Source organism: Curtobacterium sp. NPDC090217, assembly GCF_044746705.1.
GTDB lineage: Bacteria > Actinomycetota > Actinomycetes > Actinomycetales > Microbacteriaceae > Curtobacterium.
In genome coordinates this window covers 510,077-522,515 of record NZ_JBIVCR010000002.1, presented here as the reverse complement: position 1 = coordinate 522,515, position 12,439 = coordinate 510,077, and the positions used below count along the sequence as shown (strand labels likewise).

Genomic DNA, 12,439 nt, shown 5'->3' with positions numbered 1-12,439 from the left:
GACTAGTGCGCGAGGGCGGTCACGCCGGGACCATCCCGAGCGTCGTCACGGGCAGGCGCGGTTCGATGCGCTCCCGGCCCGCGAGCCCGTCGAGTTCGAGCAGCGCCGCGAACCCGATGGCCTGGTATCCGGCACGTTCCAGCAGCGTGATCGTGGCGTCCGCGGTCCCGCCGGTCGCGAGGACGTCGTCCACCACGAGCACGCGCGTACCGGCCGGGAGCTGACCCGGACGGAGCTCGAGCTCGGCCTCGCCGTACTCGAGCGCGTACTGCTCACTGAGGACCTCGCCGGGGAGCTTGCCCGCCTTCCGGATCGTCAGCACGCCGACCTGGTGCTGCGCAGCGATCCCGCCGGCGAGTGCGAACCCGCGTGCTTCGATGCCCGCGACGGCGTCGAACCCGGCGCCGATCGCGAACGGGGCTGCGAGGGCTTCGCAGACCCGGCCGAACGCCACGGCATCGGAGAACACCGGCGTCACGTCACGGAACAGGATCCCCGGCTTCGGGAAGTCCGGGACGATGGCGGTGAGTCGTTCGACGAGGGCAGCAGCGGTTTCGGTCACCCGACAACGGTACGGGTTCGACGACGAACGCCCGGCACACGGGGTGCCGGGCGTTCGTCGTCAGCGCCACACGCGCATGCCGGCACCGAGCATCAGCCACTGGGCTTCACGCTCGGCGCGTTCGCGCTCGAGCTGCACGCGCAGTGCGGGGTCGATCGAGGGCCGGACACGACGGGTGCGGCGGCTCCAGATGATGAGTGCCATCCCGATGCGCAGCGCGACCCGATCGGTCAGCGAGACCGTGCGGGACGCGTCGAGCGCTTCGGGGGGACGGAGGACGGACTTCGTTGACATCGTGGTCACCGTTCGATGAAGAAATGTTGAACAAGAAGCGGGCATGGCGAATCACCCCATGCCGGGCGTGGGGAATGGACCGGACCCGGAATGGATGCATTCGCACCGAATGACCCGGAATCGGTCAGGAGAACGTCGTGACACGGAAATCGTCGCAGCCACCACCGACATTCCCGACGGCATTCCCGGTCGTCGTCGTGCGCCGGACCGTGACCGCGATGCGGCGGTCCGGCGAGCACCGACGGCGGCCGGTCAGCCCCGGATGATCCCTGCGCGAGCGGTGCTCAGCGCGCACACCGAAGGGGTGCGGAGATCAGGCGTGTGGCGGACGTTCCGCGTCAGCGGGACCCGGCGAGCGGGGCGCCGGTGATCCCACGGACTGCACGGAACGGCGTCTGCGTGGTGATGGTGTTGGTGAACATGTCGGCCCCCTTTCGGCACGAGGTCTGGGTGCCGCGACCAGATCGTTCGCGGCGTGAGAACACTATCCACATTCCCGGCAGGAGCGCAAGCAGAAATCGGAAGAAAGGAGAATTGCATTCCCGAACACGACGAACGCCCCGGAACCGATGCGGTTCCGGGGCGTTCGGGATCGAGCTGGACTAGACGCCGACCACTGCCTGCGCGCGCACGACCAGGCCGTCCTCGCCGACGGTCACGCGGACCGTGTCACCGGCCTGCACGGCACCGTCGACCACGAGCGACGCGATGCGGTCGTCGACCTCGCGCTGGATCAGCCGGCGCAGTGGGCGGGCGCCGTACTCCGGCTCGTACCCGTGCTCGGCGAGCCAGTCGACCGCCTCGTCGGACACCGACAGCACCATGTCCTGCGCGATGAGTCGCATCGCGGTCTCCGAGACGAGCAGGGAGACGATCGCGTGCAGCTGCGCACGGTCGAGCTTGCGGAACAGCACGATGTCGTCGATGCGGTTGATGAACTCGGGGCGCATGGCCTCGCGGAGCTTGCCCATCACCCGGTTCCGCAGGTCGTCGTCCGAGTAGCCGCCGTCCGCCGACGCCGAGAACCCGAGCGCACCGGAGCGCGACGCGAGGAACTCGGACCCGATGTTCGACGTCATGATGACCACCGTGTTCCGGAAGTCGACCGTCCGGCCCTGTCCGTCGGTCAGGCGACCGTCGTCGAGCACCTGCAGGAGCAGGTTGAACACGTCCGGGTGCGCCTTCTCGACCTCGTCCAGCAGGACGACCGAGTACGGGTTGCGACGGACGCGCTCGGTGAGCTGACCGGCCTCGTCGTAGCCGACGTACCCGGGAGGGGCGCCGACCAGTCGGGAGACGGTGTGCCGCTCGCCGAACTCGCTCATGTCGAAGCGGAGCATCGCCGACTCGTCGCCGAACAGCGACGCCGCGAGCGACTTCGCCAGCTCGGTCTTGCCGACGCCGGTCGGCCCGAGGAACAGGAAGCTGCCCACCGGTCGGCGCGGGTCGCCCATGCCGGTCCGGTTGCGGCGGACCGCCGTGGCGATCGCGCGGACCGCGTCGTCCTGGCCGACCACGCGTTCGTGCAGCTCGGACTCGAGCGCGGCGAGCCGCGTCCGGTCGCCCTGCGTCAGCCGGGTGGCCGGGATCCCGGTGGCGCGGCTCACCACGGCAGCGATGTCCGCTTCCGTGATCTCGCCGGTCACCCGGTCCTGTTCAGCGGCTCCCGGACGGGAGGCACGGCTGACGTCCGCCGACGAGGCGGCGGTGATCCGGGCCTCCAGTTCGACCGTCTGGTCGCGCAGGCGCGACGCCTCCTCGTACAGCTCCTCGGCGACTGCGCGGTCCTTGTCCGCCAGCAGTTCGGCGAGCTGGTCGCGGAGGGCCTCGACGTCGACCTCGCCCGAACGGGCGAGCCGCCGGCGTGCGCCGGCCTGGTCGATGAGGTCGATGGCCTTGTCGGGCAGGTGCCGGTCGGTGACGTACCGGTGCGACAGCTCGACCGCGGCGCGGAGGGCGTCGTCGGTGTAGGTGACACCGTGGTGCTCGGCGTAGCGCGGGGCGAGGCCGGTCAGGATCGCGACGGCGTCCTCGACGCTCGGCTCCCCCACCGTGACGGGCTGGAAGCGACGCTCGAGTGCGGCGTCCTTCTCGATCCGTCGGTACTCGTTCAACGTCGTCGCGCCGACCATGTGCAGGTCACCGCGGGCGAGGCGGGGCTTGAGGATGTTGCCGGCGTCCATCGAGCCGCCCTCGCCGCCACCACCGGCACCGACGACGGTGTGGAGCTCGTCCACGAAGACGATGAGCTCGTCGGCGTGCGCCGCGATCTCGTCCATCGCCTTCGTGAGGCGCTCCTCGAAGTCACCGCGGTAGCGGGTGCCGGAGAGCATGCCGGCGAGGTCGAGGGAGACGACGCGCTTGCCGTGGAGCAGGGCGGGGACGTCACCGTCGGCGATGCGCTGTGCGAGTCCCTCGACGATGGCGGTCTTGCCGACGCCGGGCTCGCCGATCAGCACGGGGTTGTTCTTGGTGCGACGGAGCAGGATCTCGACGGTCTGCTCGATCTCCTCCGCACGCCCGACCACGGGGTCGATGCGGCCGTCACGAGCGCGCTCGGTCAGATCGGTGCCGAACTGGTCGAGCGTCGGGGTGTCCGACTGCTCCTGCTGGTCCGCCTCGGTCGTTCCCGGCATGGGACGCCCCTCTCGAGCCGCCTCTGCGGCCTGTTGTGCGTAGGACTGCATGACCTGGGGCGTCACGCCGGCGCTCGCGAGGAGCTGGCCGGTGACGGTCTCCTGGTCCATCACGAGCGCGAAGAAGACGTGCTCGGGGTCGGTGTAGGTGCTCCCGAACCCCCGCGCGGCCTGCGTCGCCTCCACGAGGATGCGCTGCGCGGACGGGGTCAACGCCGGGCGCCCGTCGACGCGGACGTCGGACGGGGCGGGGAGTCGCTGCTCGATCTCCTCGGCCAGGCGTTCGGGGTCGACGCCACCGGAGCGGATCACGGCGTCGAAGGGCTGGGTGCGGACGAGCACGTGCAGGATGTGCAGTGCGTCGATCTCGCGCTGTCCCTGCGCCACCGCGAACTCGGCGGTGTGCTGGAGCAGCTCGTGGGTGCGACGGCTGAGCAGTCGCGTGATGTCGACGGGGCGTCCCAGCGAACGGTAGCGCTGGGTGTCACCGTCGGTCTGCGCCGCGAGCAGGCGGGCGAGGAACTCGTCGAACGAGTCACTGCCGCCGGTCGGGCCGAACGTCTCTGGCAACGGGACCTCCTGGGAACTTGACTGCCTTTGACTCAATGCAACGCAGGAGGTGCCGGGTCATTCCCGGTCGTACGAGAAACTTGCGGCGAACTGACTCAGGTCCAGAGTCAGGGCCGCACTCAGGTCCGGACTCAGGTGCGGGCGATCGCAGCGGTCGTGGCCTCGGTGACCGCGAGCAGGTCGCTCGGGGCGATCTCGATGTCGAAGCCCCGACGGCCGCCGGACACGAAGATCGTCGCGTACTCGGTCGCCGACTCGTCGAGCACGGTACGGATCCGGGAGCGCTGGCCGACGGGGCTGATCCCGCCGACGACGTAGCCGGTGCGCTTCTCGGCGAGGGCAGGATCGGCGAGCGTGGCCTTCTTGCCCCCGACCGCTGCGGCGATGGCCTTGAGGTCGAGACGGTTCGCGACCGGGACGATCGCGACCGCCAGGGCCCCGTCGACGGAGACGATCAGCGTCTTGAAGACCTGCTCCTCACGGAGGCCGAGCGCGGCGGCCGCCTCTTCGCCGAAGTTCGTCGCGGTCTCGTGGTGCTCGTACACGTGCGGGGTGAACGGGACGCCTGCCCGCTCCAGCGCGAGCGTGGCAGGGGTGCTCGGGGATGCAACGCTCATGCCGTGATCCTCCCCCGCGCGGGACGCATGCCGTCGGCGGCACGCGGGGTTGCGCCGAACCTCGTGCGCCTCGGTGGAGTGCGCAGCAGTGTTCCAGGCCGGGTACACGGGTCGAATGCGTGGAAAGGGTGGCACGAGGGATCCGGTGGCGGCCACGACTGCGCACTCGATCGCTTCGGGCTCCGGGAGCCGGATCGAGTGCGCGGAACAGTCGAGGCGACTGGGTTCGGGTCGCCACGAGTGCGCACTCGATGGGGTTGGGCGCCGGGACTGGATCGAGTGCGCGGAAACGGTCAGCGTGACCGGGCTCGGGCCGCCAGGAGTGCGCACTCGATCGGGTTGGGACCCGGGGGGGGGCTGGATCGAAGGCGCGGAAGTGGCGGGCGCGAGTGGGATCGGGTCGCCACGAGTGCGCACTCGATGGGGTTGGGGGCCGGGGCGGCGGGATGTGGGGGGTCAGCCCTCGTGCTGAGGGCCCTGGTCGACTGGGTCGTACTCGGTGCCGCGGCCCTGCTCCTCCTCTGGGAGCGGGACGTGGCGCTCCGTGCCACTGCCACCGGGGTTCGTGGCGACGTAGTCGGCCTCGCCGGACTGCGTGTCGCGGCTGACGGGTTCGACGATCTCGGGGTCGGGTTCACGGGATGAGTTCATGGGCCAGGACTACTCCCCCGAACTGGGCGAGCGCGGCGCGCTGCGGAGTGCAACGATGAACGGGAGAGCAGCGGCCGGACTCCGGGAGCACGCATGGCCGACGACGGCGACGACACCAGGGACGCCCGAGCGCGCCTGGAACGTGTGGCGTGGGGTGCGGGGTCGACCGAGGCGGAGGCCGCGAAGGCGCGCATCGCGCTCGCGGACCTCGATCGACGGGCGCAGCGACGCTCGACCACCGTCCGCCGCGAGCCCACGGCAGCGGAGGCCATCCGCGTACCTGCCGCAGGGCCTGTGCCCGAGCCGGCCACGGCGCCGAGACCCGACCCCGTGCCGGACGAGCGGTCGATCGACCAGGGTGAGCCGGGCCTCCAGGCCGAGGTCGACCGATCGACCGAGCCGGACCGCCGGTCCGGTGCGGACGACGAGACCACGGCGCAACCGTCGACGGTCTGGGCGCGCGTGCGGCGGGTGTTCTCCGGGCGGCGTGCCCGACCGTGGATCGCCGGCGGCGTCGCCGCGGCGGTCGTCGTCGCGTTCGGGACCGGACTCGTGGTGGGGACCACGCGTCCGGACATGCCGGCGTCCCCGTCGGTGACCCCGACCGCGGGGACGGTGACCCTCGAGCAGCTCCTCGACGCGCCGCAGACGTACGCGGACCAGCTGCCGGGCTCGTTCGAGGTGCCGGTGAGCCTGCACACGACCCGACTCGTGTTCACGAACCGGTCGCTGAGCGGCGACGACTCGGCGACACCGTGGAACGTCTGGGCGGGCGTCGGATCCGACCGGTCCACGATCTGCCTGGTGGCGACGGCGGACCGGCTGCAGGCCACGACCGCCTGCTACCCGCGGGAGGACGCGTTGCACGGGTCGGTGTCGCTCTCGGCGTCGTCGCTCAGCGGGACGCTCACGGTCAACCTCTCGGGTGGCGGCGTCCAGGGGCTCGTGACGAACGAGTACTGATCGGGAATGCCCGCGCGGCTCCTGCGTTGGAGCGCTCCTAGGACATTCTCGGCAAGGGCCCTCGCCAGGTCCGGTTCATCGTGCAACACTGGATGGATCGCACTCGCCGTGGAGTGACCAACCAACACACCCACAACCCGCGAGCGCGCACTGCCCGACCGACCCGGTCGTGGTGTCGCCGACGTGACATCCCCGTCGCGCGCTCCGCCACGCCTTGAGGAGGTCAGCACCGTGTCCACCAGCACAGCGTCCATCAGCACGACCACGTCCACGGTCTCGACGTCCGTCCTGACCTCGAAGGCCGTCGTCGGCATCGCCGTCCTCGGCCTCGCCACGTTCTTCGCGATCACGACCGAGCTCATGCCCGTCGGGCTGCTCGGCACCATGAGCAAGGACCTCGGCGTCACCGAGTCCACCATGGGCATCGTCATCACCGTCTACGCGACCGCGGTGGCGCTGCTGGCACTCCCGCTGACGTCGCTCACCGCGCGGATGCCGAGGAAGACCGTGCTCGTGTCGACGCTCGTCGGGTACACCGTCTCCAACCTGATGATCGCGCTCGCGCCGTCCTTCGCGATCGTCTGTGCCGGCCGGGTCGTCGGTGGCATCGCACACGCGCTGTTCTTCTCGGTCGCGTCGGCGTACGCCACGCGCATCGTGCCACCGCGGCTCGCCGGCCGTGCCATCGCGTTCGTCTACTCCGGCAGCTCGCTGGGCTTCGTCATCGGCGTGCCCCTCGCGACCGGTGTCGGCGAGTCGATCGGGTGGCGTCCGGCGGTCGGTGCCGTCGCGGTCTGTGCGGCGATCCTGGCCGTCGTGGCCCTGGCGTTCCTGCCCGGTGTCCGCGGCACGTCCTCGCCGCACATCGGGTCGCCCAAGGCATGGGCGCGCAGCGGGCTGCTCGCCGTCGTCGTGGCCGACCTGCTGCTCTTCGCGGGGCACTACATCGTCTACACGTACATCGGGCCGTACGCGATCGACGCCGGGCTCGCCTCGGGCCTCGTGAGCGGGGCGCTGCTGGTCCTCGGCGGCACCGGGGTGATCGGGCTCTGGCTCGCCGGCATGTTCGTCGACAAGGCACCCCGGCAGACGCTCATCGCCGCGGTGGCCACGATGGCAGCCGCCTTCGTCGCACTGCCGTTCGTCCACGGTTCGCTCATCGGCACGATGATCGTCGCCGGCGTCTGGATGGCTGCGAACGGCACGACGGGGACGCTGTTCATGGCGGCTGCGATCCGCACAGGGGGCGTCTCCCCCGACATCGCGGGGGCGCTCGTCAACGGGGCGTCGAACATCGGCATCGCCGGCGGTGCGGCCATCGGCGGGCAGGTGCTCGGGCTCACGGGCATGCAGACGATGCCGTTCGCCGGAGCCGTCGTGCTGCTCGGGTCGCTCGGGGTCGTCGTCGCTGCTCGTCGGGGCTTCCCGCTGCGGACGACGCACCAGGAGCACCTGTCGACCTCGTCGATCGAGGCGATCACGTCGTCGCTCGGGGTCGTCACCACCTCGATGCCGACCATCAGCCGGGCGATCCAGACGATGACGGGGTCCGTCGCGACGATCACCGGGACGACGCGGACGCAGCGCTGACGCTGACGCGGCGGCGCGGTGCCGGGCGGCGCACAGCACCGGAAAACGGACACAGCACCGCGGAAATACGCGGTGCTGTGTCCGTTTCGGGGTTCGCTGGGCGCCGGGCGGGTCAGTCCTGCAGGTGCTCCGCGCGGCGGCGGTTGCGAGCTGCTCGGAAGGTGAGCAGCCCGGCTCCGAGGAGCACGAGCACGCCGGCTGCGATCAGCCCCGGAGTGAGGTCAGCGCCCGTGTAGGCGAGGGCACCGGTGGACGACGAGCCACCCGTCGAGGACACCGGCGTCGTGCCGCTGCCACCACCGGACACCGGCGGAGTCGTCGGGGTCGGGGTCGGCGTGGGCGTGACGGCCGCCGGGACGACGAACGCCAGCGGGGTCCCCGCGCCGGTCGCCGGGGTGGTGACCGTCTGCGGGTCACCGCCGTCGACCACGATCGTGTACTCGGTCTCCGGCTGCAGCCCGGGCAGCGTGAACCTGCCGTCGGCGCCGGTCGTTGTCGTGACCGGGGCGCCGACCTCGGGGTCGGTTGGGGTCGCGACGACGTCGACGCCGCTGACCGGGGCGCCGTTCGTGTCGGTGACGGTACCCGGCTGGTCGACGGTCTGCGGCACCGGGGCGACCGGGCTCGCGAACGCGAAGTCCGCTGTCGCCGGGCCAGCCGTCGTGTCGACCGCGACGTCGCCGCCGCCCGTGGCTCCGTCAGCCGGCACGGCCGAGCGCACCGTGTACGCACCCGGGACGGTGTCGATCGTGTACTTCCCGTCCGCACCGGTGGTGGTCGACACGAGCACGTTGCCGTCGGCGTCGAGCAGGTCCACGACCGTGCCCGCGGGGACCGCCGCACCGTCGAGGGTGACGGTCCCGGTGATGGCCACGAGCGCGTCGGCCGGTGCTGTGATCGGCTCCGGCTCGACCGGGGCTGCCCCCTCTTCGCCCGTGCGGATGACGACGGGATCGGCTCCGTCGACGGTGACGGAGACGTCGGTGTCGGGCGTGAGACCGGAACCGGTGTAGACACCGTCGCTGTTGGTCGTCGTCGACAGTGGGGTTTCCGGGGTGTTCGGGTCGGTGATCACGACCGGCACGTTCGCCGCGGGGTTCCCGGCGTCGTCGACGACGGTGCCGATGACCGACACGGTGCCGTCCGGCGCGGTGAACGAGAAGTCGACGTCCTGGTCAGCAGGGGTGCCGCCGGGCGCCAGGCTCACGCCGGTCACGGTCGCAGTGCCCGATGCGCCGGACGGAGGGGTGATCTCGACTGTGTACCCGCCGATCACCGGCAGGTTCGGGAACGCGTAGTTGCCGTCGGCGTCCGTCGTCGTCGTGTAGGTCGTGCCGCGTGGGGCGGTGACCGTGACCGTCGACCCGGGCAGCGGCGTGCCGTCGAGCGTGGCGGTGCCGGCGATCGCGGCCGTCCGCGAGGCGAACCAGGTCTGGTAGACGGGGAATCCGCTGCGCTGCTGGTAGGAGATCGTCAAGGTCTCGAGCGGGACGGTCGGGGTGAACCACGCGGTCGCTCCCGCGGTGTCCGTGGCGCCGGCGTTCCCGGTCAGCGTGCCGCTCGTGGCATTCCACGTCGGGACGTCCTGCCCCGTGGTGCCATCGGGGTCCGGTGTGCAGGACCACCCTCCGGTGACCGCCGCCGAGCACGAGTTGTAGCCACGATCCGTGGTTCCGGCGGAAGGCTGGAAGCCGAGCTGCGCTGGCGTCGCCGCGCCGCCGCCCTGTACCGTCGCGGTGATCGTCGCCTGGTCGGCATCGATGTCGCCGAGCACGAACGACCAGCTGCCGGCCGGCGTCGGGTCGGCAAAGGTGTACGTGGTCACCGAGGCGGACGTGGCGTTCGGGGAATCCGCGTTCGGGCGCTGGTTCATGTACGTGTTGCCACGGCTTGACCCGTAGAGCTGCCCCGGCCCGGTCGCCGCCGACTGCCACGTCGACGCACCGCTGATCACGGTCGACTGGCGCGAGTTCGACGTGAACGTCGTCGCCGGGAACCCGGGCATCGTCATCGTCCCCGTGTACGCCTTGCCGGTGCCGCTCAAGGTGAACGCACCCCAGTGCTGAGCTGGCAACGCCGACGCGCTCGTCGCACCCCCGAGGGCCAACCCCGTCGCGAGGACGATCCCGGTCAACCCGGCTGCCACCATCCGCCAACGGCGCATGCGTACTCCCCTGTTCGCGCACCGACCGACCTCGATGCCCGCTCAGGCTATCCAGCAACCCCCCGTTCGGGCCAGATCGAGATCCGGTCGTGACACCGCACCCGTCACTCCCGCACCACGTCCGCGAGCGTCGAGAGCGCCGAGAGCGCCGCGACCTGCCCCGCGACGAGCATGGAGCGAGCGGCCTCGATCGGCACCCAGCGGGCGTCGTCGACCTCGGGCACCTCGACGAACCGCCCCGATCCGCGCGGGAGCTCGAGCCGCACCGTGTTCGAGTGCACCGCGTCCACGGCGAACGACGGGGCGTGCCCGGCGAACACCGTCACACGCTTCCCGGACGCCTGTCGGAACTCGCCGAGGTCGACGAGGTCCTCCGTCGGTGCCCCCACCCCGATCTCCTCCGCGAACTCCCGGAGCGCGGCATCGCGCGGCGCCTCGTCGTCGCCGTACTCGCCCTTCGGGATCGACCACGCACGTTCGCGCCGACGCCAGAACGGGCCGCCCATGTGCGCGACGAACACCTCGAGCACCCCGGACGCACCGGTCCGGTACAGCAGCAGTCCCGCACTCCGCACCACGGTGCGAGGCTACGCTCGCGCCATGCAGCGAAGCACCCAGCAGGGAGACGGCCTGCGCCCGGTCCGGCTCGACGACGACCGGACCGTCCTGGTCGACGACACCGCGGACGGCACCGGTGCGCGCCCCGACGCGCCGACCGTCGTCTGGCACCACGAGACGCCGCACACCGGCGCGCACCTCGAACCGCTCCGCCGCGCGGCAACGGACCGCGGCATCCGGCTGGTCGCCGTCACCCGCCCCGGCTTCGGCGGCGCCGACCCGCTGCCGGGCAGGACGGTCGCCGACGGCGCCCGGGACCTCGCGCAGGTGCTCGACGCGCTCGGCATCGACCGCGTCGCGGTCGTCGGCGGTTCCGGCGGCGGCCCGCACGCCCTCGCCGCAGCCGCGCTGCTCCCGGGCCGCGTCACCGCCGTCGCAACGTTCGCCGCACCAGCCCCTTTCGTCGACGACGCCGCCTGGTGGGACGGCATGGCCGACGACGGCGGCCTGCGCAGCGCGCAGGCCGGACGGGAGGCTCGGCTCGCCTGGGCGGAGACGGCCGGGTTCGACCCCGCGCAGTTCACCGACGCCGACTGGGCGGCCCTGGACGGGGAGTGGGCCGCGCTGGGTCAGGACGCACAGGCGGCGGCCCCCACGAGCCTCCAGGGCGGTGCCGACGACGACGTGGCGTTCGTGACGGACTGGGGCTTCGCCCTCGCCGACGTGCGGGTGCCGGCGCTCGTCGAACAGGGCGTCGACGACCGGGTCGTCCCGGTCGCGCACGGCCGGATGCTCGCGGCCGGCCTGCCGGACGCGACCCTGCACGAACGGTCGGGCCTCGGGCACGTGTCCGTCCTCACGGCACTCCCGCAGGCGATGGACTGGTTGCTCCGCGCCGGCCGGGAGTAGTTTCAGCGCCAGGAGCGCCGACCGACGCCCCGCGCTGGCCCCGATGAGGAGGTCGATCGGGATGGACGAGCAGTGGACGAGCGTCACGCTCGCGGCGGATGCGGCACATCCGCACGACGAGGCCGTCAGGTGGATCGCGGCGCGAGCAGGGACCGGGATCCGGCAGGTCCGGGTCGTCGGTGTCGATCCGGCGCTCGAAGGCCGCGTCGGTACGGACGGCAAACGGGTCGCGGAGCACGTCGCGGACGAGACCAGGAGCGCGCTGCCCGGCGTCGATGTCGAGGTCGTCCGGCACGCCGGACCGGCCGCCGCTGCGCTCCTCACCGAGTCGGACACGACGGACTTGCTCGTGATCGGCACGTTCCGGAGCCGGCGCGGGTCCACGGTCGGGGGCGAGGCCGCGCGCGTCGCCGGACGCGCGGCGGTGCCGACCGTCGTCGTGCCGGACGGGCCGCACCCGATCGACGGGGACGTCGTCCTCGCGGTGGAGGATCCGCTCGACGAACGCGCGGTCGCGATCGCCGTCGACGAGGCCCGCCGCACGAACCGTCGGCTGACCCTGCTCCGGGCGTGGGAGATGCCCGTGCTCACCAGGACCGGCCTGACCGACTTCGCCGAGGACCCCGACCGCTGGCGGCTGCAGAACAAGGCGTTGCTCGCGCGGGCGTCGACGGAGATCGCGGGGCGGTACCCGGACGTCCGGTTGCGGTCGCTCCTGGTCGAGGGTCGGCCGGGTCGGGCGATCGCCGCGCACACCAGGCACGCGTCACTGGTCGTGCTCGGGCGGGGGCACGTCCGGGTGCTGTCGGGGTCGGTGCTGCGCGACGTGCTGCACGGGACGGTGTCGCCGGTGTGCGTCGTCCCGCCGTCGGCGCACGAGGCCGCAGCGGTGACCGCCGCGGCGGCCGAGGCGATCGGCTGACCG

General features: G+C 72.0%; 11 protein-coding genes. 4 read left to right on the top strand and 7 right to left on the bottom strand.

What is annotated here, in order from left to right; genetic code table 11:
• Positions 1–19: 19 nt before the first annotated feature.
• From ACIPJ2_RS10190 to ACIPJ2_RS10170, 5 genes are all read right to left on the bottom strand, one after another.
• Positions 20–562, bottom strand: a complete 543-nt coding sequence (locus ACIPJ2_RS10190; RefSeq protein ID WP_281264548.1) for an adenine phosphoribosyltransferase — start codon at positions 560–562, stop codon at positions 20–22.
• A 60-nt stretch (positions 563–622) separates the two neighbouring features.
• Positions 623–856: a hypothetical protein gene (locus ACIPJ2_RS10185; protein WP_402728725.1), complete on the bottom strand. Its 234-nt coding sequence runs from the start codon at positions 854–856 to the stop codon at positions 623–625.
• 602 nt (positions 857–1,458) lie between these two features.
• Positions 1,459–4,062, bottom strand: coding sequence for an ATP-dependent Clp protease ATP-binding subunit (locus tag ACIPJ2_RS10180; RefSeq protein ID WP_402728724.1), 2,604 nt, complete (start codon positions 4,060–4,062; stop codon positions 1,459–1,461).
• A 131-nt stretch (positions 4,063–4,193) separates the two neighbouring features.
• Positions 4,194–4,679: a Cys-tRNA(Pro) deacylase gene (gene ybaK, locus ACIPJ2_RS10175; RefSeq protein ID WP_402728723.1), complete on the bottom strand. Its 486-nt coding sequence runs from the start codon at positions 4,677–4,679 to the stop codon at positions 4,194–4,196.
• A 456-nt stretch (positions 4,680–5,135) separates the two neighbouring features.
• Positions 5,136–5,330, bottom strand: a complete 195-nt coding sequence (locus tag ACIPJ2_RS10170; protein ID WP_402728722.1) for a hypothetical protein — start codon at positions 5,328–5,330, stop codon at positions 5,136–5,138.
• 93 nt (positions 5,331–5,423) lie between these two features.
• Between ACIPJ2_RS10170 and ACIPJ2_RS10165 the strand changes: the two genes are divergently transcribed.
• Positions 5,424–6,293 carry a hypothetical protein gene (locus tag ACIPJ2_RS10165; RefSeq protein ID WP_402728721.1) on the top strand — a complete coding sequence of 290 codons (870 nt, stop codon included), beginning with the start codon at positions 5,424–5,426 and terminating at the stop codon, positions 6,291–6,293.
• Between the two features lie 231 nt (positions 6,294–6,524).
• A complete protein-coding gene (locus ACIPJ2_RS10160) occupies positions 6,525–7,883 on the top strand; it encodes an MFS transporter (protein WP_402728720.1) in 1,359 nt (452 codons plus the stop codon).
• A gap of 112 nt (positions 7,884–7,995) precedes the next feature.
• On the opposite strand, the gene ACIPJ2_RS10155 is transcribed toward ACIPJ2_RS10160, so the two are convergent.
• Both ACIPJ2_RS10155 and ACIPJ2_RS10150 read right to left on the bottom strand, forming a co-directional pair.
• Positions 7,996–10,047, bottom strand: coding sequence for a carboxypeptidase regulatory-like domain-containing protein (locus tag ACIPJ2_RS10155; protein ID WP_402728719.1), 2,052 nt, complete (start codon positions 10,045–10,047; stop codon positions 7,996–7,998).
• A 104-nt stretch (positions 10,048–10,151) separates the two neighbouring features.
• Positions 10,152–10,625, bottom strand: a complete 474-nt coding sequence (locus tag ACIPJ2_RS10150) for an NUDIX domain-containing protein (protein WP_402728718.1) — start codon at positions 10,623–10,625, stop codon at positions 10,152–10,154.
• 22 nt (positions 10,626–10,647) lie between these two features.
• On the opposite strand from ACIPJ2_RS10150, the gene ACIPJ2_RS10145 reads away from it, so the two are divergent.
• Together ACIPJ2_RS10145 and ACIPJ2_RS10140 are read left to right on the top strand one after the other, a co-directional pair.
• Entirely contained in the window at positions 10,648–11,514 is an 867-nt protein-coding gene (locus ACIPJ2_RS10145; protein WP_402728717.1) for an alpha/beta fold hydrolase, read from the top strand.
• Positions 11,515–11,575: 61 nt separating this feature from the next.
• A complete protein-coding gene (locus ACIPJ2_RS10140) occupies positions 11,576–12,436 on the top strand; it encodes a universal stress protein (RefSeq protein WP_402728716.1) in 861 nt (286 codons plus the stop codon).
• Positions 12,437–12,439: the final 3 nt, after the last annotated feature.